The sequence below is a fragment of the Telluria sp. PB2R4 genome (assembly GCF_059685695.1).
Window position 1 is genome coordinate 82,086 of record NZ_JCASIC010000013.1, and the last position, 24,033, is coordinate 106,118.

Consider the following 24,033-nt stretch of genomic DNA (forward strand, 5'->3'; position numbering starts at 1 on the left):
GATCAAATGGTTGAAATTGAATTAGACGGCAAAAAAGTCGAAGTCGCACCAGGTTCCATGGTGATGGACGCCGCAAACAAACTCGGGACCTACATCCCGCACTTCTGCTATCACAAGAAATTGTCGATCGCCGCCAACTGCCGCATGTGCCTGGTCGAAGTCGAGAAGGCGCCCAAGCCCCTGCCGGCCTGCGCCACCCCGGTATCGCCGGGCATGATCGTGCGCACCCACAGCGACAAGGCGGTGCAGGCGCAGAAGTCGGTGATGGAATTCCTCTTGATTAACCACCCGCTGGATTGCCCGATCTGCGACCAGGGCGGCGAATGCCAGCTGCAGGATCTGGCCGTCGGCTACGGCAAGAGCAACTCGCGCTACGACGAAGAAAAGCGCGTGGTGGCCCCGAAAGAGGCCGGCCCGCTGATCTCGATGGAAGAGATGACGCGCTGCATCCAGTGCACCCGCTGCGTGCGTTTCGGCCAGGAAGTGGCCGGCGTGATGGAATTCGGCATGGTCGGCCGCGGCGAGCACTCGGAGATCACCACCTTCGTGGGCAAGACCGTCGATTCGGAAGTGTCGGGCAACATGATCGACCTGTGCCCGGTCGGCGCGCTCACCAGCAAGCCGTTCCGTTATTCGGCACGTCCGTGGGAACTGCAGCGCCGCAAGTCGATCGCGCCGCACGACTCGCTCGGTTCGAACCTGATCGTCCAGGTCAAGGGCGGCAAGGTCATGCGCGTGCTGCCGCTGGAAAACGAAGCCATCAACGAATGCTGGCTGTCGGACAAGGACCGCTTCTCGTACGAGGCGCTGGACAATGCCGACCGCCTGGTCAACCCGATGATCAAGCAGGGCGGCGTGTGGCAGGAAACCGACTGGCAGACCGCGCTCGAATACGTGGCCCACGGCCTGCGTAACATCCGCCACGAGCATGGCGCCGACAGCATCGCCGCCGTCGCCACGCCCCACTCGACGCTGGAAGAACTCTACCTGCTCAACAAGATGACCCGCGGCATTGGCTCGGATAACATCGAGTTCCGCCTGCGCCAGAGCGATTTCGCCCTGGACGGCCAGGTCACCCCATGGCTGGGCATGCCGATCGCGAACTTCTCGCAGATCAAGCGCGCCTTCGTCATCGGTTCCAACCTGCGCAAGGACCATCCGCTGGTCACGACCCGCCTGCGCACCGCCACCAAGGGCGGCGCCAAGCTGTCGCTGCTGGGCGCGAGCGACGACGACCTGTTGATGCCGATCGCAAACAAGCTGATCGCCGCGCCAAGCGACTGGCTGGCCGCGCTGTCGGAAGTCGTGTCCGCCGTCGCCGGCGCAAAAGGCGTCAACGCACCGTCGGGCTTCGAGAACGTCCAGGCAGGGGAGGCCGCCAAAGGCATCGCCGCGACCCTGGTGGGTCAGGAGACCCTGGGCGCCGTCCTGCTGGGTAACGCTGCTTCGTATCACCCGCAAGCCTCGAAGATCCACGCCGCCGCGCAATGGATCGCCGAGCAGACCGGCTGCTCCTTCGGCTACCTGGTCGACGCCGCCAACACCGTCGGCGGCCACATCGTCGGCGCGACCGGCAAGGGCGAGGCTGTGTTCGCATCGCCGAAGAAGGCCTACGTGCTGCTGAACGCGGAACCGGAACTGGATGCAGCCAACCCGCAGCAGGCCCGTGCCGCGCTGGACAGCGCCGAGATGGTCGTCGCCATGTCGGCCTTCAAGCACGGCATGGACTTCGCCGACGTGCTGCTGCCGATCTCGCCGTTCAGCGAGACCGCCGGCACTTTCGTCAACTGCGAAGGCCGTGCACAGAGCTTCAACGGTACGGTGAAACCGCTGGGCGAAACCCGTCCGGCCTGGAAAGTGCTGCGCGTGCTGGGCAACCTGCTGGGCCTGTCGGGCTTCGACTACGAGACCTCGGAATCGATCCGCGACGAAGCCATCGGCAAGGGCAATACCGACCTGTCGGCCAAGCTGAACAACGTCGCGCGCCTGGGCTTGAGCGTGGGCCAATACGCCCCGGCCGGCCAGCTCGAGCGCGTCGCCGACGTGCCGATCTACTTCACCGACGCCATCGCGCGCCGTTCCGAGCCGCTGCAGCGCACCGCCGACGCGAATGCGCCGCTGGTGACCCTGTCGAAGGCTGTGGCCGAACAGCTCGGCGTCAATGCCGGCGATTCCGTCCGCGTTTCGCAGGGCAATGGCAGCGCCGTGCTGGTCGCCGGCGTGGATGCACGCCTGCCGTCGAATGCAGTCCGTGTCGCTGCCGGCCACCCGGCCGTCGCCACCCTGGGCGCGATGTTCGGTTCGATCAACGTTGAAAAAGCAGGGGAGGGCAAGTAATGGCAACGCCCGGTTTTATCGATAGTTTTTATGAAATGGGCGCTGCCAGCCCGATCGCACCGGCCTGGCCACTGATCTGGACCGTGATCAAGATCATGGTCGTGCTGCTGCCGCTGATGGGCCTGGTCGCTTACCTGACCCTGTGGGAGCGCAAGCTGATCGGCTGGATCCAGATCCGCGTCGGCCCGAACCGCGTGGGTCCGGGCGGCCTGCTGCAGCCGATCGCCGATGCGGTCAAGCTGCTGCTCAAGGAAATCGTCATTCCGGCCAAGGCCAATCGCAGCCTGTTCGTGATCGGCCCGATCATGACCATCATGCCGGCACTCGCCGCCTGGGCGGTGGTTCCCTTCGGTCCGCAGGCCGCACTGGCCAACGTCAACGCCGGCCTGCTGTTCCTGATGGCGATCACCTCGATGGAAGTCTACGGCATCATCATCGCCGGCTGGGCCTCGAACTCGAAGTACTCGTTCATGGGTGCGATGCGCGCATCGGCCCAGATGATCTCGTACGAGATCCCGATCGGCTTCGTGCTGGTCGTGGTGCTGATGGTGACCGGCAGCCTGAACATGTCGGACATCGTCCTGAGCCAGCAACTGGGCACCATGGCCGACATGGGCCTGAACTTCCTGTCGTGGAACTGGCTGCCGCTGCTGCCGCTGTTCGTGATCTACTTCGTGTCCGGCCTGGCCGAGTGCAATCGCCACCCGTTCGACGTGGTGGAAGGCGAGTCGGAGATCGTCGCCGGCCACATGGTCGAGTACTCGGGCATGTCGTATGCGATGTTCATGCTGGCCGAATACGCCAACATGATCCTGATCGCCACCCTGGCATCGATCCTGTTCCTGGGCGGCTGGTCGGCTCCGTTCGGCTTCCTGGAATTCGGCGCGATCGGCGGCTTCTTCTGGCTGTTCCTGAAGATGTTCATCATGGTCTCGCTGATGATCTGGGTCCGCGGCACCTTCCCGCGTTACCGCTATGACCAGATCATGCGCCTGGGCTGGAAAGTGTTCATCCCGCTGACCCTGATCTGGCTGGTCGTGGTCGCACTCTGGATGCACTCGCCCCTGAACATCTGGCCTGCTCTGAAGTAAGGAAGCAAACACAAAATGAATCGGATTAAAGAAATTGTCGGCAGCCTCATGCTGACCGAACTCTTCAAGGGCCTGGCCCTGACCGGCAAGTACGCGCTGTCGCGCAAGATCACGGTCCAGTACCCGGAAGAGAAGACGCCGATGTCGAACCGCTTCCGCGGCCTGCACGCCCTGCGTCGCTACCCCAACGGGGAAGAGCGCTGCATCGCCTGCAAGCTGTGCGAGGCAGTCTGCCCGGCCATGGCGATCACGATCGAATCGGCGCAGCGCGAGGACGGCACCCGCCGCACCACGCGCTACGACATCGACCTGACCAAGTGCATCTTCTGCGGCTTCTGCGAAGAATCCTGCCCGGTCGACTCGATCGTCGAGACCCACGTGCTCGAATACCACGGCGAGAAGCGCGGCGATCTCTACTACACCAAAGAGATGCTGCTGGCCGTCGGCGACCGCTACGAAAACGACATCGCCGCCGCCCGCGAAGCGGACGCGAAGTACCGATAAGAAAAGGCTGTCAAAGTCATGGAATTCACAACTTTCCTGTTCTACGCGTTCGCGCTCGTCATGGTGGTGGCGAGTCTGTTCGTCATCACTACCAAGAACTCGGTGCATGCCGCACTGTTCCTGGTGCTGGCCTTCTTCAACGCGGCCGGCATCTGGCTGCTGCTGAAGGCCGAGTTCCTGGCCATCGTGCTGGTGCTCGTCTATGTCGGCGCCGTGATGGTGCTGTTCCTGTTCGTCGTCATGATGCTCGACATTAGTGTCGACCGCATGCGCGAAGGCTTCTGGGGCTACCTGCCGCTGGCCGCCAGTATCGGCGCCCTGATCGTGCTCGAGATGGCCGCCGTCCTGTACCGCTCGTACAGCCAGACCGACCTGTCGGCCGAGGCAGCCGCCCTGAACATCGGCGGCACCAAGGAGCTGGGGCTCCTGATCTACACCAAGTACATCTACGGCTTCGAGATCGCGGCCGTGATCCTGCTGGTGGCGATCATCGCCGCAGTCGCCCTGACCCTGCGCAAGCGCAAGGACACCAAAGCAATCGACCCGGGCCTCGCCGTCCGCGTCAAGCGTAACGACCGCCTGCGCATCGTCAAGATGGACGCGGTCAACCAGCGCGCGATCGATGCAGCCGCCGCAGAACGCGAAGCAGCAGCAGCGGCAGCCGCAACGAAGGAGGCACCATGACTTTGTCGCTCGCACACTACCTGATCCTGGGCGCGATCCTGTTCGCGATCTCGGTGATCGGTATCTTCATGAACCGGAAGAACATCATCATCCTGCTGATGGCGGTGGAACTGATGCTGCTGGCAGTGAACCTGAACTTCATCGCGTTTTCCCATTACCTGGGCGACGCGGCGGGGCAGATCTTCGTGTTCTTCATTCTGACCGTCGCGGCCGCCGAATCGGCAATCGGCCTGGCGATCCTGGTGGTCCTGTTCCGTAACCTGGACACGATCAATGTGGAAGACCTCGACAGCCTCAAGGGCTGACGGTCTCGGTTGACTAAACAATAACGATTAAGGTTCAACATGGCGGGGCAACTCTCTTCCTCAATGTTACTGGCGGTGCCACTGGCGCCGCTCGCAGGCTCGGCGATTGCCGGCCTGCTGGGTACCAAGTTCTTCGGCAACGTGGTCGGCCGCAAGGTATCGCATACGGCGACCATCCTCGGCGTCCTGATCGCACTGATCATCTCGGTCCAGACCCTGATGGCAGTGCTGGGTGGCGCACCGGTCTTCAATGAAGACCTCTACACCTGGATGACCGTCGGCACGCTCAAGCTGGCCGTCGGCTTCCAGATCGACACGCTGTCGGCGATCATGATGTGCGTGGTGACCTCCGTGTCGCTCATGGTGCACATCTACACGATCGGCTACATGGCCGAGGACGAAGGCTACAACCGCTTCTTCTCGTACATCTCGCTGTTCACCTTCGCGATGCTGATGCTGGTCATGTCCAACAACTTCCTGCAGCTGTTCTTCGGCTGGGAAGCGGTGGGCCTGGTCTCCTATCTGCTGATCGGCTTCTGGTACACCCGTCCGACCGCGATCTTCGCCAACATGAAGGCCTTCCTGGTCAACCGCGTGGGCGACTTCGGCTTCATCCTGGGTATCGGCCTGCTGCTGGCCGCATCGGGCTCGATGCAGTACACCGAGGTGTTCGCGCAAGCCGACACCCTGGCCGGCATGACCGTGCCGGGCATCGGCTGGCCGCTGCTGACCGCCGCCTGCATCTGCCTGTTCATCGGCGCGATGGGCAAGTCGGCGCAGTTCCCGCTGCACGTCTGGCTGCCGGACTCGATGGAAGGTCCGACCCCGATCTCGGCACTGATCCACGCCGCCACCATGGTTACCGCCGGCATCTTCATGGTGTCGCGCATGTCGCCGCTGTTCGAACTGTCGGACGGCGCGCTGAGCTTCATGATCGTCATCGGTTCGATCACCGCGCTGTTCATGGGCTTCCTGGGCATCATCCAGAACGACATCAAGCGCGTCGTCGCCTACTCGACGCTGTCGCAGCTGGGCTACATGACCGTGGCGCTGGGCGCCTCGGCCTACTCGGTGGCCGTGTTCCACCTGATGACCCACGCTTTCTTCAAGGCGCTGCTGTTCCTCGGCGCGGGTTCGGTCATCATCGGCATGCACCACGACCAGGACATGCGCAACATGGGCGGCCTGCGCAAGTACATGCCGATCACCTGGATCACTTCGCTGCTGGGCTCGCTGGCCCTGATCGGTACCCCGTTCTTCTCGGGCTTCTACTCGAAGGATTCGATCATCGAAGCGGTGCACGCGACCAACATCCCGGGCGCGGGCTTCGCCAACTTCGCGGTGCTGGCAGGTGTCTTCGTGACCGCCTTCTACTCGTTCCGCATGTACTTCCTGGTGTTCCATGGCGAATCGCGCTGGAACAACCCGCAGCCGCATAGCGAAGGCCACGATTCGGATGCGCACCACGAAGAAGACGAACATGGCGATGACCACCATCACCACGGCCTGCAGCCGGGCGACAAGCCGCACGAGTCGCCGCTGGTCGTGACCCTGCCGCTGATCCTGCTGGCGATCCCGTCGGTCATCATCGGTTACCTGGCGCTGGGCCCGATGGTCCATGGCGACTTCTTCAATGGCGTCATCACGGTCAACCCGAACCACCCAGCCATGGCCAGCCTGAGCGAAGCCTTCCACGGCCCGATGGCGATGGCGATCCACGGCCTGCAGACCGCACCGTTCTGGCTGGCACTGGCAGGCGTGGCGCTGGCCTACTACTGCTACATGATCAATCCGCGCGTCCCGGCCTGGTTCTATGCCAAGTTCAAGTTCCTGCACACCCTGCTGGACAACAAGTACTACATGGACAAGTTCAACGATGTCGTGTTCGCCGGCGGCGCACGCGCCATCGGTGGCGGCCTGTGGAAAGTCGGCGACCGCGGCCTGATCGACGGCCTGCTGGTCAACGGTTCGGCCAAGCTGATCGGCTGGTTCTCGACGGTTACCCGTACCTTCCAGACGGGTTACATCTATCACTACGCATTCGTGATGATCGTCGGCGTGCTGGCAACCCTGCTGTGGTTCTTCCCGTTCTGGCGCGCTTGATCGGGTTCAGAAAAGAGAAAAAGCGAAAAGCGAAAAATGATGCAGTCAATTTCTACATTTCCTCCTTACCTGAGCCTGTCGATCTGGCTCCCGATCCTGTTCGGCCTGATCGTGCTGGCCGTCGGGCGCGACAAGAACGCCGGCTTCGTGCGCCTGCTGTCCCTGGTGGGCGCCGTCGTCAGCATGCTGCCGACCCTGCCGCTGATCATGAACTTCGACAATGCCGCCCACGGCATGCAGTTCTATGAATCGGTCTCGTGGATCGAACGCTTCAATGTGTTCTACAAGCTCGGCGTCGACGGCATGTCGCTGTGGTTCATTCCGCTGACCGCCTTCATCACGATCATCGTGGTGCTGGCGGCATGGCAGGTGATCGAAGAGCGCGTGGGCCAGTACATGGGTTCCTTCCTGATCCTGTCGGGCCTGATGATCGGCGTGTTCGCTTCGCTCGACGGCCTGCTGTTCTACTTCTTCTTCGAAGCCACCCTGATCCCGATGTACATCATCATCGGCGTGTTCGGCGGCCCGAACCGCGTGTACGCGGCATTCAAGTTCTTCCTGTACACGTTCTTCGGCTCGCTGCTGACCCTGGTCGCGATCATCTACCTGTACAACCTGTCGGGTTCGTTCGACATCCTCGAATGGCACCGCCTGCCGCTCACGATGAACGAGCAGATCCTGATCTTCGTCGCCTTCTTCATGGCCTTCGCCGTGAAGGTCCCGATGTGGCCTGTGCACACCTGGCTGCCGGACGCCCACGTGGAAGCGCCGACGGGCGGTTCGGTGGTGCTGGCCGCGATCATGCTGAAACTGGGCGCCTACGGCTTCCTGCGTTTCTCGCTGCCGATCACCCCGGACGCCTCGCAATACCTGGCGCCGGTCGTCATCGCCCTGTCGCTGATCGCCGTGATCTACATCGGCCTGGTGGCCCTGGTCCAGAAGGACATGAAGAAACTGGTCGCCTACTCGTCGATCGCGCACATGGGCTTCGTCACCCTGGGCTTCTTCATGTTCAACGACCTGGGCGTGCAGGGCGGCCTGATGCAGTCGATCTCGCACGGCTTCGTGTCGGGCGCGATGTTCCTGTGCATCGGCGTGCTGTACGATCGCGTTCACTCGCGTGAAATCGCCGACTACGGTGGTGTCGTCAACACGATGCCGAAGTTCGCCGCCTTCGTCGTGCTGTTCTCGATGGCCAACGCCGGCCTGCCCGCGACCTCGGGCTTCATCGGCGAATTCATGGTGATCCTGGGCGCGGTCGAATTCAACTTCTGGACCGGCGTGGCCTCGGGCACCGCCCTGATCCTGGGCGCGGCCTACTCGCTGTGGATGGTCAAGCGCGTCGTGTTCGGCCCGATCGGCAACCAGAACGTCGCCGAACTGACCGACCTGAACGGCCGTGAGTTCGCCATCCTGGGCGTGCTCGCCATCGCCACCCTGTGGATGGGCCTGTACCCGGCGCCGATCGCCGAGACGCTGCAGGTGTCGGTCACCGACCTGCTGCAGCACGTCGCAGCCGGCAAATTGCCTCAATAAAAGCCATGAACGAAATGAACTCCACATTGTTAGCAGCGGCCGACACCAACCTGGCGCCGGTCTATGCCGAAATCTTCCTGCTGATCGCGGCTTCCGCGATCCTGCTGATCGACATGTTCCTGAAGGAAGGCAAGCGCAACCTGACTTACGCGCTGAGCCTGCTGACCATCGCCGGCTGCGGCGTGCTCACCTTCGCCGACATGAACGCCGGCGCCACCGTGTACACCTTCAGCGGCATGTACGTGGCGGACCCGATGTCCAACCTGCTCAAGCTGGTGACCTATATCGCCACCGCCATGACCCTGGTGTATTCGCGCCAGTACACCGAAGACCGCGCCATGATGTCCGGTAACCTGGGCGGCGAGTTCTATGTGCTCGCGCTGTTCTCGATGCTCGGCCAGATGATCATGATCTCGGGTAACAGCCTGCTGTCGATCTACCTGGGCGTGGAACTGATGTCGCTGTCGCTGTACGCGCTGGTGGCCCTGCGCCGCGACCACGCAGTGTCGACCGAAGCCGCGATGAAGTACTTCATCCTGGGCGCGCTGTCCTCGGGCTTCCTGCTGTACGGCATGTCGATGATCTACGGCGCCACCGGTTCGCTCGATATCACCACCATCAACCAGGTCAGCAGCGCCGCCGGCGCCAACGAGACCATCCTGGTGTTCGGCCTGGTGTTCGTCGTGGCCGGCCTGGCCTTCAAGCTGGGCGTGGTCCCGTTCCACATGTGGGTACCGGACGTGGTGCAGGGCGCACCGACCTCGGTCACCCTGCTGCTGGGCGGCGCACCGAAGCTGGCGACCTTCGCCATGGTGATCCGCATCCTGGTCGAAGGCCTCCCGGCCATGGCCTTCGACTGGCAGCAGATGCTGATGGTGCTGGCCGTGCTGTCGCTGGCAGTGGGTAACATCACCGCGATCGCCCAGACCAACATCAAGCGCATGCTGGCCTACTCGACCATCGCCCAGATGGGCTTCGTGGTGCTGGCCATGATGACCGGCGTGGTCAATGGCGACAGCAGCGATGCCGCCGCGTCGTACAGCGCCGCGATGTACTACACCATCACCTACGTCCTGACCACGGTCGGCAGCTTCGGCCTGATCATGATGCTGGCGCGCGCCGGCCACGAGGCGGAAACCATCGCCGACTTCAAGGGCCTGGGCAAGCGTGCGCCGTGGTTCGCGATCGTCATGACCATCCTGATGTTCTCGCTGGCAGGCGTGCCGCCGATGGTCGGCTTCATGGCCAAGTGGGCCGTGCTGCAGGCGGTCGCCAACGCCGGCATGGTGTGGCTGGCCGTGGTCGCCGTGCTGTTCTCGCTGGTGGGCGCCTTCTACTACCTGCGCATCGTCAAGACCATCTGGTTCGACGAGGCCGCGGACACCGCTGTCATCCACACCCCGGCCGACATGCGCGTGGTGATGTCGCTCAACGGCGCGGCCGTGGTCGTGCTGGGCATCATCCCGGGCTGGCTGCTGGCGGTGTGCTACAGCGCCATGCAGGCAACCCTCCTCAAGTAAGCAGAGACCTCAGTGGATTCCTCCCTGGCTGCCTGGCTGGTGGTCGCGATCTCCCTCGCGGCCGCCAACCTGCCTTTCCTCACCGAGCGCGTGTTCGGCCTTGTTCCGCTCAAGGCCAATACCGCCGGTGACGGCGCAGCATCTCCAGCCTCGCGCACGAAGTCCCTCCCGCTGCGCCTGCTGGAGTTAATTGTTTTATACTTTGTCGTCGGCTTCCTGGCTCGCACCCTGGAATCCCGGATCGGCGGCGTGTTCGCGCAGGGCTGGGAGTTCTATGCGATCACCGGCTGCCTGTTCCTCGTCCTGGCGTTCCCCGGTTTCGTGTTCCGTTACCTGCGCAGACAACGTCCTTGAATTCGCAGGGTGGGCGGCTCGTAATCCACGCCACTGGCCTGGATTACCCCACGCGTTCAAACCGAGCACGAACAGACGCGACGTCAATTCACGAGCTGGCTGAACGCGTGGGCAGGAAACCTGCCCACCCTACAACCCCAACATGGAGCGTGCATGACGGTTGAACTGAAAGAAACCCGCATCGAAGGCGGCGTGGTCTATGACGGCCATTTCCTCAAAGTCGAGCGCGACAAGATCCGACTGCCCGACGGTTCCACCTCCCAACGCGAATTCATCCGCCATCCCGGCGCGGTCGTGATCCTGCCGCTGCTGCCCGACGGCCGGGTGCTGCTCGAACGCCAGTTCCGATATCCCAATTCGCAAGTCTTCATCGAGTTCCCCGCCGGTAAAATCGATCCGGGCGAAGACCACCTGGACTGCGCCAAGCGCGAGCTTCAGGAAGAGACCGGCTACACGGCCGCCAAGTGGCGCTTCGTCTGCACCATCCACAACGCCATCGCCTATTCCGACGAGCACCTGGAACTGTTCCTGGCCGAAGACCTGACTGCCGGAGAACCGAAGCTCGACGAAGGCGAGTTCCTCGAGACCTTCACCGCTACCGTGCCCGAGCTGCTCGAGATGGTCCGGCGCGGAGACATTACCGACGTGAAGACCATCATCGGGACCTTCTGGCTCGAAAAAATCCTGTCCGGCGCCTGGAATCCCGTTTGACGCATGAAACCCTTGCTGGCGCTGCTTCTGTGGGTCTGGGCGCTGGCGGCAGTGGCGGCCCCGCGCTCCGATTTCCAGGCGCGCTGCGAGGACAGCATCGGTAAAACGCTCTCGGTGCTGACCGGCACCCAGAACGGTTTCCGCATCGATAACACGGTCGGCTACCGTTCGCTGACGGTCATGAAGGGACGGGCGCGCCCGGGCCAGGTCGTGCTGGGATTGACCCGCACCGAGTCGCGCGTCAGCATCAACGTCGGCGGGCGCCTGCTGAGCGATGCAGCCGGCGGCTACGAATGCATCGTGCCGCACATCGAGATCCGGCTCTACTATCCGCCGATCGTGGTCTACATCAGCCGTGAATTCCGGCCCGGCTCCTGCGCCTACGAAGAATTGCTGGCGCACGAAATGCGCCACCTGAACGCCTACCTAGACTACCTCCCGAAAGCCGAGGCACGCGTGCGCCTCGCCTTCGAACGCCGTTTCGGCACCCAGCCCCTGTACGCGCGCGCCGGACAAGCACAAAGCCTGCTCCAGCGCGAAATCGATCGCGGCTGGATGCCCTATATTAAAAGCGAGATGGCGAAAGTCGAGGCCTTGCAGGCCGCCATCGACTCGCCGCAGGAATATGCCCGCCTCGGCAAGGTTTGCGGAGGTGAGGTACAGTCGCTGATTCGCCCTGGACGACCAAGCAAGACATGACGACAGATTCAGCAGTACCACGCACTTCGGCCAACTACGTCGCGCTGATCCCGGCGGCCGGCATCGGCGCCCGCATGGCGGCCGCCAGCCCCAAGCAATACCTGCCCATCGGCGGCAAGCCGATGCTGCACCACACCATCGATGCCTTCCGCTCGAGCCCGCACATTGCGCATACCTATGTGGTGGTCAGCGCCGACGACCCCTTCATCGACGCGCTGCTGCCGCTGGAACGGGTCACCGTGCTGCGTTGCGGCGGCGCCACCCGCATGGAATCGATCCGCAATGGCCTGCGCACGCTGCACGACGCAGTGTCGGGCGACGACTGGATCCTGGTGCACGACGCGGCCCGTCCGGGACTGGATGCGGAACTGATCGAGCGGCTGATCGTCGAAACGGGAGAGCATCCGGCCGGCGGCCTGCTGGCGCTGCCGGTGGTCGACACCGTCAAGCGCGGCATCGCCGGCGAGCCCGCAGCGGTCGGCTCCACGGTGGCCTCCACCGTGTCGCGCGACGGGCTGTGGCTGGCGCAGACGCCCCAGATGTTCCGCTACCACTTGTTGTGCCGCGCACTCGATGCAGCAACGGATCCGTCCGCGATTACCGACGACGCCAGCGCGGTTGAAGCGCTGGGACTGGCCCCCAAATTAGTGGAAGGGCATCCACGCAACCTGAAAGTCACGCTGCCGGCCGACATCCGGATTGCCGAGATCTACCTGGCAGCCTTCCGAACCGAATGAGTGAAAAAGCGAACTGAATAACCATGACACAAGCATCCTGGAATCCCACTCCGCCGTTCCGCATCGGAACCGGCTATGACTGCCACGCGCTGGTCGAAGGGCGCAAGCTCATCGTCGGCGGCGTGACCATCCCGCACCGGCTCGGCCTGCTCGGCCACTCGGACGCCGACGTCCTGCTGCATGCGATCATCGATTCGCTGCTGGGCGCGGCTGCCCTGGGCGACATCGGCAAGCACTTCCCGGACACCGACCCGATGTTCGCGGGCGCCGATTCGCGCACCCTGCTGCGGGAGGTGGCGCACCGCGTGGTGGCGACCGGCTACACCATCGGCAATATCGACGCCACCATCATCGCCCAGCAGCCCAAGATGGCCCCGCACATCCCGCAAATGGTCTCGCGCATTGCGGAAGACCTGGGGGTGTCGCCGCAGCAGGTCAACATCAAGGCCAAGACCAACGAGAAGCTCGGCTTCCTCGGGCGCGAAGAGGGCATGGCGGCGGAAGCGGTGGCAATGCTGATCCGTGCGGCGGAACCGGGCTAATCCGATGACCCTCTGACATGTGCGTGCATATGCACTATAATTCCTCGAATTCGCATTTCGCCCATTCGAGGAGCCGCACATGATGCATTCACATCCACCCGAGTCGATGACGCCGCGTGCGGCCTGGATGCTGATCCTGGCCGCGAGCACGATCCTGATGATCACGATGGGCGCGCGCCTGACCACGGGGCTGTTCCTGTCGCCGATCAACACCTCCACCGGCCTCGGCATTGCCACCATCAGCTTCGCGATGGCGGTGGCCCAGCTCATGTGGGGCGCCTCGCAGCCGGTGTTCGGCGCCATCGCCGACAAGTACGGGCCGGCCAGGGTCATCGTCATCGGCGGCCTCATGCTGGCGGCAGGCACCGCCGCCACGCCCTTCATGGATTCCGAGTGGGGCCTGATCTTCAGCATGGGCCTCCTGTCGGCCGCGGGGGCGGGGGCGGGCAGTTTCTCGATCCTGATCGGCGCCACCGCCCAGCGCTTGCCAAGCGAGCGCCGCGCCTTCGCCTCCGGCTTCATCAACGCCGGCGGGTCCTTCGGCCAGTTCGTGTTCGCGCCGCTGATGCAGGCGATCATCGCGTCCGCCGGCTGGGTCGTCGCCATGCTGACCATGGCGGCCACGACCCTGCTGACCATTCCGCTGGCGCTCGGCATGCGCAAGCAGCCTGCCGCGCCCGCCGCAATGCCTGCAGCAACGCCCGCTGCGGCACCGGCAGCGGCGCCCGTCGCGCCGGGCATCACCCTCACCGAACAGCTGCACCGGGCCATGCGCGACCGCAGCTACCTGTGCCTGCACCTGGGCTTCCTGACCTGCGGTTTCCACATCGCCTTCCTGGTCACCCACCTGCCGCAGGAAGTCGCCCTGTGCGGCTTGCCGGCCGGGGTCTCGGCCACCGCCCTGGCGCTGATCGGCCTGTTCAACATCGCCGGCAGCCTGGCAGCCGGCGCACTGGCCAGCCGCTTTCGGATGAAGTCGCTGCTGGCCATCATCTACGCCAGCCGCGCGGTGCTGATCGTGCTTTACCTGCTGGCGCCCAAGACCGCGCTGACCTTCTACCTCTTCGCCGGTGCGCTCGGCTTCACCTGGCTGGCCACGGTGCCGCCGACCGCCGGCCTGGTCGGCAAGCTGTTCGGCATGCGCTACCTGGCCACGCTGTTCGGACTGACGCTGCTGTCGCACCAGATCGGCGGCTTCCTCGGGGCCTGGCTGGGCGGCCTGTCCTTCGTGCGCTTCGGCGACTATACCTGGATGTGGTATGCCGACATCGTGCTGGCGCTGGCAGCCGCGCTGATCAACCTGCCGATCCGCGAGGCGCCTGTGCTGCCTGCCGCCGCGCTGGCGGCAAAGGGCTGACGGCGTGGCGCGCGAAGCCTGGGCCTACCGGGAGGTGGCGGTCGAATCGATCATCGATCCACGCACGGGGCGGGTACGGATCCGCCCGGTGCCGGGGCAGGCCTACGCGACCTCGCTGCGGGTGCAGTGTTCGCGCGCGCTCAGCGATCCGGCGCGCTATCCGCTCGGCACCCGTTTCCTGATCTCGGCCAAGTTCACCGACCGCCTGGGCGGCGAGCCCTTCCTGTACGCCTGGCACGGCGACCCGGTGCGCGTGATGAGCAAGGCGGCACTGACGCGTTTTCTTGGCGAGCGCAAGCGTCTGCGGCTTTGAGCGAAAATGCTTACCATTGGGTTTTGAGACCGCAACCGAAAGGATCACCATGGCCACACGCAATATCGCCGTCATCGTCGGGAGCCTGCGCAAGGACTCGTTCACCCGCAAGGTGGCGCAGTCGATGATCGAACTGGCGCCCGCCAGCCTGCACATGGAAATCGTCGAGATCCGCGACCTGCCGCTGTACAACCAGGACGACGAGACCGACAACCCGCCCGCCGCGTTCACGCGTTTCCGCGAGCGCATCGCCGAGGCCGACGGCATCCTGTTCTGCACGCCCGAGTACAACCGCTCGGTGCCGGGTGCACTGAAGAATGCGATCGACGTCGGCTCGCGCCCCTATGGCAAGGCGGCCTGGGCCGACAAGCCGTGCGCGGTCGTCAGCGTCTCGCCCGGTGCGCTCGGCGGCTTCGGCGCCAACCACCACCTGCGCCAGATGCTGCCTTTCCTGAACATGCCCTGCATGCCGGCGCCGGAAGCCTATGTCGGCATGGTCGCCGGCAAGTACGACGGCGCGCGCCTGGTCGACGATGGCAGCCGCGCTTTCTTCCAGACCTTCATCGACAGCTTCGCCGCGTGGGTCGAGCGCCATGCCGGCTGATCATCCCATCCCCGTCAGGGGGCTGGACCACATCGTGCTGCGTGTGCTTGAGCCCGACACGATGATCGCTTTCTATGGCGACGTGCTGGGCTGCCGCGTCGAGCGCCGCCTCGACGAGCTCGGCCTGATCCAGCTACGCGCCGGCCAGGCCCTGATCGACCTGGTCCCCGTGAACAGCAAGCTCGGGCGCGAAGGCGGCGCCGCGCCCGCCGTGGGCGGGCGCAACCTCGACCACCTGTGCCTGCGCGTCGAGCCCTTCGACGAAGCGGCGATCCGGCGCCATCTGGCAGCTTACGGGGTTGCCGCCGGCCCGCTGGAATCGCGCTACGGCGCGGAAGGCGAGGGCCCCTCGATCTACCTGCTCGATCCGGAGCGCAACACCGTCGAGCTCAAGGGTGCCCGTTACCGATGAACGCCGTCAAGCGCCGGCGCGATGCGTTCCATCCGGTTGAATCCGCCGGGCCTGCCGGCGGATGGCGTGCGCGCGTGCACGAAGTCATCTTCGGCATCGATACACCGGCCGGGCGCGCCTTCGACATCGGACTGGTGGTGGCGATCCTGCTCAGCATCCTGGTGGTCGTCCTCGACAGCGTGGCGGCGATTCGCGCCCGCCATGCCGGTCTCATGGATGGGTTGGAGTGGATGTTCACCCTGCTGTTCACCGTCGAGTACATCTTGCGCCTGGCAACGGTGCGCCGGCCCTTGCACTACGCCCTCAGCTTCTATGGGCTGATCGACCTGCTGTCGGTGCTGCCGACCTATGTCTCCCTGCTGTTGCCCGGCAGCGAAGCCTTGCTCGACATCCGCATCCTGCGCCTGCTGCGCATATTCCGCATCTTCAAGCTGACGCTCTACATCGAAGAGTACACCCGCCTGGGCGAGGCGCTGGCAGCCAGCCGGCGCAAGATCATGGTGTTCCTGTCGGCGGTGCTGATGGCGGTCTTGATCCTGGGCACGGTCATGTATGTCGTGGAGGGTCCCGAGCATGGCTATACCAGCATCCCGACCGCGATGTACTGGGCCATCGTCACGATGACCACCGTCGGCTACGGCGACATCACGCCCCAGAGCCCGCTCGGCAAGGGCATCGCATCGTTCATGATGCTGCTCGGCTGGGGCATCCTGGCGGTGCCGACCGGCATCGTGACTGCCGAGATGACGGCGCGCCGCAACGACCGCCGCCATGGTCCGAGCCGCCAGGAGCTTCGCTGCGAGGACTGCGGCAGCACCGGCCATGACGCGGGTGCGAACTTCTGCAAGGATTGCGGCGCCTGGCTGCCCGCCGCGCAGGCTGGGCACTGAGGGCGTACCGGCACACGTTTGGGCCAGATCAAACGCGCGGCAGGCCACGTCTCTAAGCTTCTACCTTCGTGTCACGGCCTGCTTCGCCGGCCATGGCGTGCCCTTTCTTTTCGTTACGCAACGGAGTCAATACATGTTTCTCTTCCCACAATCCGTGACCCCGGCAGTACGCTCCCATATGGATGCGCAGACCGCCTTCCTGAACGACATGTCCAAGTCAGTGTTCCATTCCTACCAGCAGATGTGCGACCTGAACATCCAGCTGGTCCAGACCCTGGTCGAGGAAAGTACGCTGGCAAGCCAGCAGATCATCAGTGCCGACCGCCAGTCCGAAGTCCTGAGCGCCGCGTCCGCGCGGGCCCAGCCCACCACCGAGAAGCTGCGCTCCTACCAGCAGCATATTTCGCGCCTGGCCGCCGATGCCCAGGCCGAGCTGGCGCGCGTGACCGAGCAACATGTGCAGAACACCACGCGCACTGCGCGCGCCCTGGTCGACGAAGTGGCGCGCACCACCGCCGAGGAAACCGAGCGCAACATCCGCACCCAGCAAGAAGCCCTGCGCAACCGGACCGATCCGTTCAAACGTCCCAACGGTGAAGCCCGGGCATCGATGAGCGGCAACGGCGACGCCCAGCGCAGCACACCAGAGAGCCAGAAATCCAGCGGCGCCCGCCCGTCCAGCGCCTCGGCTTGACCGCGCGCTCTTAAAGCCCAGCCGGCGGCCTCACTTGTTTCCTGCCGCCGGCTGGGCCCCACGTTTCGCATCCAGCTCCGCACGCATGGCCTCGACATCGGCCATGTACTCCGCCACGGTCGCATCCGGGCTGGCGCGCAGTTCCGGCGGCAGCAGCACCGCCATGTACAGTTCGTCCGCGACGCGGCCGTGGCGCTGCTGGTTCACGATCAGCACCAGGCTGGAAGCCAGCACGGCGGCCAGCGCGCAGATGGCGCGCAGGCGCCGCCGCAGCGGCGGCCTGATGGTCGCCAGGTGGAAGTAGATGATGCCGGCGATGGTCGCCACCGCCGCATGCGAGCCGTAGCGGGTGAGCCACTCCAGCGAATAGGCATAGGCGACGGTCGCCGCCAGCAGGCGGAAGCCCACCAGCGCGGCCAGGCCGCAGCCGAAGATGAACAGGTGCCGTCCCAGCCGCGTATAGCGCCCGAACAGGCGGTTCAGGAAGGCCCACAGGCTGCTCCACAGCAGCGCCACGCCGATGCCGGCGCTGGGAGCCAGCACGTAGTTCAGCAGCTGGCGAGGCTGGGCGTCGGCCAGCCAGGTCACCAGGAGGGCCACCAGCCCCGCCAGCAGCACCCCGACCATGCCGGGCAACAGGCCTTCCCATCCGTGCATGGTGCGGTCGCGCAGCTCGGCCGGCACCGGGAAGTCCGCAGCCCGCACGCGCAGCGAGGTATGGCCCATGCGCACCACGGTGTCGCCGGTAAGCTCAATCTGCTGGACCCGCTTGCGGCCGCGATTCAGGCCGGAGTTGAGCCCATTCAGGGTGCCGAGGTCGCGCATCAGCAATGTGCCGTCCGCTGCCTCTTCGATGACGGCGTGGTGTGCGGCGGCGTACTCGTCGTCGAGGATGAAGTCGTTGTCGTAGGCGCGGCCGACGCGGATCGGCAGGCTGGCCGCGCGGTGGCGGTGCAGCACCTCGCCGTTGCGGGCCAGGATCTCGACGGTCCAGGGGCCCCTCATTGCCGGCCCCCCGGGTGGCCGGCTGCAGCCGGCGGCCGCCTGACATTGCGCCCGAACGAACCGAGGAAGGCGCGCGTGACGCGCATCCCGTTTTCATAGGAAACGCCGGCGACGTCCAGGCGGCTTTGCAGGCTCGATTCGGCGGCATTCGTGCTGGCCGTCAGCAAGGTGAAGTTGTACAGGCCGGCGAACTTGCGGTAAGCGCGCACGCAGGTCACGGCGCGCAGCGGCAGGGTACGGGTGTGCACGAAGCGCTCGGTGCACACCGGCTTGGTCAGGCGCGGGTCATTCATGCTGCCCAGCTTCGCGGCCCCGAAGCGCTTGCTGGCGAGGGTGGCAAAGGGCAGCCGTGCCAGGTTGTCGGAGCGGATGTACTGGTGGGTCATCGACACGTGGCCGGTCTGCTGATTCGAGGACACGTAGATGGCCGACTCCATCGCGCAGCTCATCAGGTCCGCGGTGTAGGCGGTCTCGGCCTTCACGTTCGAGCGCCCCCAGCAGCGCAGCTGGCCGGATTCGCGCACCGGCACCAGGTAGGGGCCCATGCTCTTGATCGCCAGCGGCTCCTCCAGCAGGCGGTCGACCATGGCGCGCTGGTGCTCCAGCAGCTGGGCGGCGATCAGCGGATTGAAATCCTTCGGCGGCGCCGGCTGGCTGGCCAGCTTGCGCAGCAGTTCCTGTACGTACTTCACCGGCACCAGGAAGCTGACCGACTCGCCGTCGCGCCGCTTGGACACGTTGACGCCGGCCACGGTGCCGTTACCGGTGACGCTGGGGCCGCCGCTCATGCCGGAATTGATCGGCCCGCCGAACATGAGCTGGTCGTAGAAACTGCGTGTGACCACGCCGTTGTACGCGCCTTCCGAGATCGCGAATCCGAGATCGAGCGGATTGCCGAGCGAGTACAGGCGCTGCCCCTGGCTCAGGCGCACCGGCCGCTCGGGCACCTTGAAGAAACCGCTGCCTTCGCGCTTGACGCGCAGGATCGCCAGGTCGTGCAGGACATCGACCGCCATCAGTTCGACCGGGCCGCTGTTGCCGTCGGTGTCGACGAATTCGGCGGTATAGACGTCCGGGTCGAGCGCCATTTGCGACACCACGTGGTAATTGGTAACGACCAGGTTGCCGGTGCCGACCAGAAAGCCCGAGCCCACGGTGGACTGGGTGCGGCCGTTCTTGAGCAGCATGCGGATCTGCAGCAGGTCGCCGCGCGCCGACGAGTACAGGTCCTGGGCGGCCGAAGACGGCGGCGGCAGGGCGTCCTGGGCGTCGATCTCATCCGGTGCGGGGGCCGGTGGGATGGCGCCGGGCGGGGCAGATGGTAACAGGTGCGGAGGCACGGGAGGCGGCGGCAGCACGGTGGTGCCGGAGCTCGCGCCGGTGCGCGGAGTTCGGGTGGCCCCGTCGGGCGGCGCCGCCGTGCTTGCGCCGGCGGCAAGGCAGAACAGCAGGAAGGCGGCGGCAGTTCGTTTCATGCATTCCAATCATTGGCGAGAAGGAAGCACTATCTTGCCACTGGACGCACGCTCTGTGCGCGCGCCAGGCTTGCTTCAGCCTGCGTTCGGCTCGAGCAGGGCGGCCGCCGCCGTGCCGGCGGCCAATTCCTGCGGCCCCATCATGTGGCCCAGCTTGGCCTGCTTGGTATTCAGGTAGCTGTTGTTGAAGGCATTGCGGTTGACCAGCAGCGGCACGCGCTCGGCTACCTCGATGCCGAGGCGGGTGAGGGCGTCGATCTTGCGCGGGTTGTTGGTCATCAGGCGCAGCGAACGCACGCCGAACTGTTCCAGCATCGGCTTGCACAGCTCGTAGTTGCGGGCATCGGCGTGGAAGCCCAGCTGCAGGTTGGCCTCGACCGTGTCGGCGCCGGCTTCCTGCAGGCGGTAGGCGCGAATCTTGTTGACCAGGCCGATGCCGCGGCCTTCCTGGCGCAGGTACAGCAGGACGCCGCGGCCTTCCTCGGCGATGCGCTGCAGCGCGCCCTCGAGCTGGGCGCCGCAGTCGCAGCGCTGCGAGAACAGCACGTCGCCAGTCAGGCATTCGGAATGCACGCGCGCCAGGACCGGCTCGCCGTCCTTGATGTCGCCCAGCACCATCGCCAGGTGCTCCTTGCCCGTCGAGTGCTCGATGAAGGCGTGCAGCGTGAACTGCGCCCATGGAGTCGGCAGGGCGCACGAGGTGACGTAATCGAGCAGCTGGTCGTTGGCGGCGGCAGGGGTGGACATGGCGTTTCTCTTGTCTGGAGCGTATTGCAGTAACCGTGTAGTTTACCGGAAATCCGACACTGCCGTGCGGCGGCCCCGGCCTACGTGCGGAAACAGTTACGCTGGCGTAACTGTTTCATGTACGATTCCCAAATGGACACTTTTCCCGTCTCTTCCGGCCGCCCGCGCCGGCGCGGCCTCGGCGCCTGGCTGGCCTTCGCTTTCTCGCTGCTGAGCGTGGTCCTCACCGTGCTGCTGGTCCTGGTCATCGAGCGCTCCTCCAACGAGCAGGTCAAGGGCAGCATCGGCCGCAATCTCGGCGAGCTGGCGCGGCAGACTGCCGACAAGCTCGATCGCGGCATGGCCGAGCGTTACCGCGAGGTGAATCTCATGGCGCGCCGGCGTACGCTGCGCGATCCCGGCATCGTGCAGGCAGAGCGCCGCCAGGTCCTGTCCGACATGCGCGAGACCTACGGTTACTACGACTGGATCGGCATGACCGGCCTGGACGGCCGGGTGATCGTGGAAGCGCGCGGCCTGCTGGAGGGCGTCGACGTGTCGCAACGCCCGTGGTTCAAGAATGCCCTCGACGGCGTGCATGTCGGCGACGTGCACGAAGCGGTCAAGCTGGCCAGGCTGCTGCCGGGTGAGAGCGGCGAGCCGCGCCGCTTCGTCGACGTGGCCTTCCCCTATACCAGCCTGGACGGCAAGGCCGCGGGTGTGCTCGGCGTACACCTGTCGTGGCAATGGGCGCGTGACGTGGAGCGCTCGATCATCGCTCCAATCCAGGAACGCGACAAGGTGCAGGCGCTGATCGTCAGCAAGGAAGGAACCGTCCTGCTCGGCCCTTCGGGACTGCAGGGCCGGAAGATTTCGCTGGAAAGCCTGCGCCTGGCCCAGCAAAAGCGTACCGGCTACCTGGTCGAGCAGTGGCCGGACGGCATGACTTACCAGGTGGGCTACGGCGCCACGCTCGGCCGCGGCATGTATCCGGGCCTGGGCTGGACCGTGCTGGTGCGCCAGGACATAGCCGACGCGTATGCCCCGGTACGCCGCCTGCGCGAACAGGCGCTGTGGAGCGGCGCGGCGCTGGCGGTGCTGTTCTCGCTGGCCGGCGTGCTGGTGGCGCGCCGCATCACCCGTCCGCTCGGCGCCCTGGCCAAATCGGCCGAGCGCCTGGGACGCGGCGAAGCGGTCCAGCTGGTGCCCAACGCGAAAGACTATTTCGAGGTCGAGGCGCTGTCCGGCACCCTGAACGGCCTGGTGACCGACCTGATGCGAAAGCAGGCCGAACTGCGCGACCTGAACGCCACGCTGGAACAGCGAGTGGAAGATCGCACCCGCGAGCTGGAACGGGCGCTGGCCTCGGTGCAGGCCAGCGAGCAGCGCATCAATGCCATCGTGGAAGCGGCCCAGGACGCCTTCATTGCCGTCGACCAGCGCGGCCTGATCCTCGACTGGAACGGCGCGGCCGAGCGCATGTTCGGCTGGCGCCGCAACGAGGCGGTCGGCTGGCCAATATCCGAACTGGTGCTGCCGGAGCGCTACCGCGCCAGCCTGGGCCAGGCGCTGCATGCCTTCCGCCAGACCGGCCACCTGGCCTTGCTCGACGGGCGCCTGGAGCACGTGGTGATCGACCGCTCCGGCCGCGAATTCACCATCGAAATGACGGCCGGCCTGGCCGGCCAGGGACAGGACGCCTTTTTCAGCGTGTTCCTGCACGATATCTCGGGGCGCAAGCGGGTCGAGTAGATGAAGAACGAATTCGTCTCGACCGTCTCGCACGAACTGCGCACGCCGCTGACCTCGATCCAGGCCGCGCTGGCGATGCCGGCCGACGGCATGGCGGGCGAACTGCCGCCGGACGCCGCGCGCCTGACCGCCATCGCGCCGGAATTCCAGCAGCGCGTCTTCCAGCGCTTCGCACAGGCCGACGCCGCCGACTCGCGCACGCGCGGCGGCACCGGCCTGCGGCTGGCGATCAGCAGGGCGATCATCGAGGAACACGGCGGCACGATCGGCTTCGGCACCGCGCCCGGGCCAGGGGACCCGCTTCGTCGTCGGGCTGCCGACGGCCGCAGCACATTAAGCCCACAGGTCGCCAGGCCTGTGGAAGGCCGAGCCTGAGGACCTGTCACCGCCAGTAGTCCGCATGGTGAAGCCGCAGCTGTGCCAGATCGGGCGGAAAGTCGAGCGCGCGCTCGGCACGGCCCAGCGCCAGGCTTGCATGCTGCCCGGCCACGATGCGCATCTGTGCATCGTCGCAGCGGCCCAGTTCCCCCAGCACCCGCTGCACGCGCATCGCCACTTCGATCATGCCGGCGCCGTCGCGCGCGATGGCAGGAAAGACGTCTTCGAACATGTCCGCCAGCGGCAAGGCGGGCACCTCGATGCGGTCGTACTCGGGTTCGTCCGGCTCCTGCCGTCCGGCCATGCGTGCAAACAAGCGGTGCAGCGCCCCCAGTATCCCGATGGCCGTGCCGGGATCGTTGATCCCCGGGGACAGGGCGCGGCAGGCGATCTCTGCCAGCACGACGAGCCCGAAGCGCGGATCGTCGTCGAACTGGCGCAGCGGACCGACGATGAAGGCCTTGCGCAAGAGATCGGCCTCGACCGGTCCGCTGTCGGGGGAATCCGGCAGCACATAGCCGAGTGGGCGCGAAGGCAGGATCATCGAACCGGGAACGGCGCCCAGGGTGATGCGCAGCTTGTGCTTGACTGCGATGCGCTGGAGCGCGGCCATGTCGACCCGTTGCAGGTAGCCGCTCTTGTCACTGTGAAAGGCCAGGCCGCAGGGAGGGCCGCTGGCGGCCAGGCCGCCCAGGCAAGGATGTTGCAGGCGCCGCGCCAGCGCCCCGGCGGTCGCCTCCTCGACCTTGGCCACGACCGCGCCCAGGCGGCCGAGGCGGGCGATGCTGTCGACCCAGCGAACGAACATCAGGACCACGACGACCAGCGTCAGCAAGGTGAGGACGAACAGGGTGAAACGCCCGGCCTTGCCGAAATAATCGTTGGTGGTCGCACTCAGCGCGACGATGGAAAAAATGAAGGCGCCAACAAAGATGGACAGTGCGTTTTGCGACACGTCGTCCGCTAGCACCAGGGGAAACGCACGCGCGGTCGCCGATTGTCCGGTCGACGCATAGGCCGCCACCATGGATGCGACGGCAAACGTGGCCACCCCGAGCATACTGGCGGCAATGATCTTGAGCAGGTCCACGACCGAACCCTGCGCGATTTCCGGCACCTTCCAGTCCACCGGGATGCTGTCGGCAAGGTGGGCCAGCAGCACGCCGGCCACCGACAGGATGCAGGCGATCAAGGGCTTGACCCATAGGCGCTCGCGCAACCGATTCAGCAGGAAGTGGAACTGGTCTGGCATGCTTGTCTGGTCCGCAATAGGCTTGTGTTGGAACAGCTTAGCCCGGCCCTTG

Annotated in this window: 25 protein-coding genes; 21 read left to right on the plus strand and 4 right to left on the minus strand. The window is 65.3% G+C overall.

The annotated features are described in order from the left end of the window. Positions 1-6: 6 nt before the first annotated feature. The 19 genes from nuoG (at position 7) to AC56LU_RS19735 (ending at position 17,393) form a co-directional block, all read left to right on the plus strand. Positions 7-2,337: an NADH-quinone oxidoreductase subunit NuoG gene (gene nuoG / locus AC56LU_RS19645; protein ID WP_497177297.1), complete on the plus strand. Its 2,331-nt coding sequence runs from the start codon at positions 7-9 to the stop codon at positions 2,335-2,337. Continuing rightward, positions 2,337-3,428 carry an NADH-quinone oxidoreductase subunit NuoH gene (nuoH, locus tag AC56LU_RS19650; RefSeq protein ID WP_497177298.1) on the plus strand — a complete coding sequence of 364 codons (1,092 nt, stop codon included), beginning with the start codon at positions 2,337-2,339 and terminating at the stop codon, positions 3,426-3,428. The genes nuoG and nuoH overlap by 1 nt, the downstream gene beginning before the upstream one ends. Before the next feature lie 15 nt (positions 3,429-3,443). Beyond that, complete coding sequence (gene nuoI, locus AC56LU_RS19655) at positions 3,444-3,932, plus strand: NADH-quinone oxidoreductase subunit NuoI (RefSeq protein ID WP_497177299.1); 489 nt, start codon at positions 3,444-3,446, stop codon at positions 3,930-3,932. An 18-nt stretch (positions 3,933-3,950) separates the two neighbouring features. Beyond that, complete coding sequence (locus AC56LU_RS19660) at positions 3,951-4,616, plus strand: NADH-quinone oxidoreductase subunit J (RefSeq protein WP_497177300.1); 666 nt, start codon at positions 3,951-3,953, stop codon at positions 4,614-4,616. Further along, positions 4,613-4,921 carry an NADH-quinone oxidoreductase subunit NuoK gene (gene nuoK, locus AC56LU_RS19665; protein ID WP_497177301.1) on the plus strand — a complete coding sequence of 103 codons (309 nt, stop codon included), beginning with the start codon at positions 4,613-4,615 and terminating at the stop codon, positions 4,919-4,921. The genes AC56LU_RS19660 and nuoK overlap by 4 nt, the downstream gene beginning before the upstream one ends. 39 nt (positions 4,922-4,960) lie before the next feature. Next, positions 4,961-7,024, plus strand: a complete 2,064-nt coding sequence (gene nuoL, locus AC56LU_RS19670; protein ID WP_497177302.1) for an NADH-quinone oxidoreductase subunit L — start codon at positions 4,961-4,963, stop codon at positions 7,022-7,024. Positions 7,025-7,060: 36 nt separating this feature from the next. Then, positions 7,061-8,560: an NADH-quinone oxidoreductase subunit M gene (locus AC56LU_RS19675; protein ID WP_497177303.1), complete on the plus strand. Its 1,500-nt coding sequence runs from the start codon at positions 7,061-7,063 to the stop codon at positions 8,558-8,560. Positions 8,561-8,565: 5 nt separating this feature from the next. After that, entirely contained in the window at positions 8,566-10,080 is a 1,515-nt protein-coding gene (gene nuoN, locus AC56LU_RS19680; protein ID WP_497177304.1) for an NADH-quinone oxidoreductase subunit NuoN, read from the plus strand. A 12-nt stretch (positions 10,081-10,092) separates the two neighbouring features. Further along, a complete protein-coding gene (locus tag AC56LU_RS19685) occupies positions 10,093-10,434 on the plus strand; it encodes a DUF2818 family protein (protein ID WP_497177305.1) in 342 nt (113 codons plus the stop codon). 153 nt (positions 10,435-10,587) lie between these two features. Further along, positions 10,588-11,145, plus strand: a complete 558-nt coding sequence (locus AC56LU_RS19690) for an NUDIX domain-containing protein (RefSeq protein ID WP_497177306.1) — start codon at positions 10,588-10,590, stop codon at positions 11,143-11,145. A gap of 3 nt (positions 11,146-11,148) precedes the next feature. Next, positions 11,149-11,844, plus strand: coding sequence for a hypothetical protein (locus AC56LU_RS19695; protein ID WP_497177307.1), 696 nt, complete (start codon positions 11,149-11,151; stop codon positions 11,842-11,844). Next, positions 11,841-12,581, plus strand: a complete 741-nt coding sequence (gene ispD / locus AC56LU_RS19700; protein WP_497177308.1) for a 2-C-methyl-D-erythritol 4-phosphate cytidylyltransferase — start codon at positions 11,841-11,843, stop codon at positions 12,579-12,581. The genes AC56LU_RS19695 and ispD overlap by 4 nt, the downstream gene beginning before the upstream one ends. 23 nt (positions 12,582-12,604) lie before the next feature. Further along, positions 12,605-13,123, plus strand: coding sequence for a 2-C-methyl-D-erythritol 2,4-cyclodiphosphate synthase (ispF, locus tag AC56LU_RS19705; RefSeq protein WP_497177309.1), 519 nt, complete (start codon positions 12,605-12,607; stop codon positions 13,121-13,123). An 82-nt stretch (positions 13,124-13,205) separates the two neighbouring features. Further along, entirely contained in the window at positions 13,206-14,480 is a 1,275-nt protein-coding gene (locus tag AC56LU_RS19710; RefSeq protein ID WP_497177385.1) for an MFS transporter, read from the plus strand. Between the two features lie 4 nt (positions 14,481-14,484). Continuing rightward, positions 14,485-14,793, plus strand: coding sequence for a hypothetical protein (locus AC56LU_RS19715; protein WP_497177310.1), 309 nt, complete (start codon positions 14,485-14,487; stop codon positions 14,791-14,793). Between the two features lie 49 nt (positions 14,794-14,842). Then, a complete protein-coding gene (locus AC56LU_RS19720) occupies positions 14,843-15,397 on the plus strand; it encodes an NADPH-dependent FMN reductase (RefSeq protein ID WP_497177311.1) in 555 nt (184 codons plus the stop codon). Beyond that, complete coding sequence (locus AC56LU_RS19725; protein WP_497177312.1) at positions 15,387-15,809, plus strand: VOC family protein; 423 nt, start codon at positions 15,387-15,389, stop codon at positions 15,807-15,809. Before AC56LU_RS19720 ends, AC56LU_RS19725 begins: the two co-directional genes overlap by 11 nt. Continuing rightward, positions 15,806-16,699 carry an ion transporter gene (locus AC56LU_RS19730; protein WP_497177313.1) on the plus strand — a complete coding sequence of 298 codons (894 nt, stop codon included), beginning with the start codon at positions 15,806-15,808 and terminating at the stop codon, positions 16,697-16,699. Before AC56LU_RS19725 ends, AC56LU_RS19730 begins: the two co-directional genes overlap by 4 nt. A 133-nt stretch (positions 16,700-16,832) precedes the next feature. Further along, a complete protein-coding gene (locus AC56LU_RS19735; RefSeq protein ID WP_497177314.1) occupies positions 16,833-17,393 on the plus strand; it encodes a phasin family protein in 561 nt (186 codons plus the stop codon). A 30-nt stretch (positions 17,394-17,423) separates the two neighbouring features. Here AC56LU_RS19735 and AC56LU_RS19740 read toward each other — a convergent pair whose 3' ends face one another. The 3 genes from AC56LU_RS19740 to ribA all read right to left on the minus strand — a co-directional run bounded on the left by AC56LU_RS19740 (position 17,424) and on the right by ribA (position 20,620). Next, a complete protein-coding gene (locus AC56LU_RS19740; protein ID WP_497177315.1) occupies positions 17,424-18,398 on the minus strand; it encodes an FHA domain-containing protein in 975 nt (324 codons plus the stop codon). Beyond that, positions 18,395-19,873, minus strand: a complete 1,479-nt coding sequence (locus tag AC56LU_RS19745) for a S1 family peptidase (RefSeq protein WP_497177316.1) — start codon at positions 19,871-19,873, stop codon at positions 18,395-18,397. The genes AC56LU_RS19740 and AC56LU_RS19745 overlap by 4 nt, the downstream gene beginning before the upstream one ends. Before the next feature lie 75 nt (positions 19,874-19,948). Further along, a complete protein-coding gene (gene ribA, locus AC56LU_RS19750; protein ID WP_497177317.1) occupies positions 19,949-20,620 on the minus strand; it encodes a GTP cyclohydrolase II in 672 nt (223 codons plus the stop codon). Between the two features lie 132 nt (positions 20,621-20,752). On the opposite strand from ribA, the gene AC56LU_RS19755 reads away from it, so the two are divergent. Both AC56LU_RS19755 and AC56LU_RS19760 read left to right on the plus strand, forming a co-directional pair. Beyond that, the gene (locus tag AC56LU_RS19755) at positions 20,753-22,351 is read left to right on the plus strand and encodes a PAS domain S-box protein (RefSeq protein WP_497177318.1); all 1,599 of its coding nucleotides are present in this window, start codon (positions 20,753-20,755) and stop codon (positions 22,349-22,351) included. Then, positions 22,352-22,726: a histidine kinase dimerization/phospho-acceptor domain-containing protein gene (locus AC56LU_RS19760; protein WP_497177319.1), complete on the plus strand. Its 375-nt coding sequence runs from the start codon at positions 22,352-22,354 to the stop codon at positions 22,724-22,726. A gap of 7 nt (positions 22,727-22,733) precedes the next feature. Here AC56LU_RS19760 and AC56LU_RS19765 read toward each other — a convergent pair whose 3' ends face one another. Continuing rightward, positions 22,734-23,981, minus strand: coding sequence for a DUF2254 domain-containing protein (locus AC56LU_RS19765; protein WP_497177320.1), 1,248 nt, complete (start codon positions 23,979-23,981; stop codon positions 22,734-22,736). Positions 23,982-24,033: the final 52 nt, after the last annotated feature.

Coding starts and splice junctions, on each gene's coding strand:
- nuoG (WP_497177297.1), top strand. CDS start 7: ATGGTTGAAATTGAATTAGACGGCAAAAAAGTCGAAGTCGCACCAGGT.
- nuoH (WP_497177298.1), top strand. CDS start 2,337: ATGGCAACGCCCGGTTTTATCGATAGTTTTTATGAAATGGGCGCTGCC.
- nuoI (WP_497177299.1), top strand. CDS start 3,444: ATGAATCGGATTAAAGAAATTGTCGGCAGCCTCATGCTGACCGAACTC.
- AC56LU_RS19660 (WP_497177300.1), top strand. CDS start 3,951: ATGGAATTCACAACTTTCCTGTTCTACGCGTTCGCGCTCGTCATGGTG.
- nuoK (WP_497177301.1), top strand. CDS start 4,613: ATGACTTTGTCGCTCGCACACTACCTGATCCTGGGCGCGATCCTGTTC.
- nuoL (WP_497177302.1), top strand. CDS start 4,961: ATGGCGGGGCAACTCTCTTCCTCAATGTTACTGGCGGTGCCACTGGCG.
- AC56LU_RS19675 (WP_497177303.1), top strand. CDS start 7,061: ATGATGCAGTCAATTTCTACATTTCCTCCTTACCTGAGCCTGTCGATC.
- nuoN (WP_497177304.1), top strand. CDS start 8,566: ATGAACGAAATGAACTCCACATTGTTAGCAGCGGCCGACACCAACCTG.
- AC56LU_RS19690 (WP_497177306.1), top strand. CDS start 10,588: ATGACGGTTGAACTGAAAGAAACCCGCATCGAAGGCGGCGTGGTCTAT.
- AC56LU_RS19695 (WP_497177307.1), top strand. CDS start 11,149: ATGAAACCCTTGCTGGCGCTGCTTCTGTGGGTCTGGGCGCTGGCGGCA.
- ispD (WP_497177308.1), top strand. CDS start 11,841: ATGACGACAGATTCAGCAGTACCACGCACTTCGGCCAACTACGTCGCG.
- ispF (WP_497177309.1), top strand. CDS start 12,605: ATGACACAAGCATCCTGGAATCCCACTCCGCCGTTCCGCATCGGAACC.
- AC56LU_RS19710 (WP_497177385.1), top strand. CDS start 13,206: ATGCATTCACATCCACCCGAGTCGATGACGCCGCGTGCGGCCTGGATG.
- AC56LU_RS19720 (WP_497177311.1), top strand. CDS start 14,843: ATGGCCACACGCAATATCGCCGTCATCGTCGGGAGCCTGCGCAAGGAC.
- AC56LU_RS19725 (WP_497177312.1), top strand. CDS start 15,387: ATGCCGGCTGATCATCCCATCCCCGTCAGGGGGCTGGACCACATCGTG.
- AC56LU_RS19730 (WP_497177313.1), top strand. CDS start 15,806: ATGAACGCCGTCAAGCGCCGGCGCGATGCGTTCCATCCGGTTGAATCC.
- AC56LU_RS19735 (WP_497177314.1), top strand. CDS start 16,833: ATGTTTCTCTTCCCACAATCCGTGACCCCGGCAGTACGCTCCCATATG.
- AC56LU_RS19740 (WP_497177315.1), bottom strand. CDS start 18,398: ATGAGGGGCCCCTGGACCGTCGAGATCCTGGCCCGCAACGGCGAGGTG.
- AC56LU_RS19745 (WP_497177316.1), bottom strand. CDS start 19,873: ATGAAACGAACTGCCGCCGCCTTCCTGCTGTTCTGCCTTGCCGCCGGC.
- ribA (WP_497177317.1), bottom strand. CDS start 20,620: ATGTCCACCCCTGCCGCCGCCAACGACCAGCTGCTCGATTACGTCACC.
- AC56LU_RS19755 (WP_497177318.1), top strand. CDS start 20,753: ATGGACACTTTTCCCGTCTCTTCCGGCCGCCCGCGCCGGCGCGGCCTC.
- AC56LU_RS19760 (WP_497177319.1), top strand. CDS start 22,352: ATGAAGAACGAATTCGTCTCGACCGTCTCGCACGAACTGCGCACGCCG.
- AC56LU_RS19765 (WP_497177320.1), bottom strand. CDS start 23,981: ATGCCAGACCAGTTCCACTTCCTGCTGAATCGGTTGCGCGAGCGCCTA.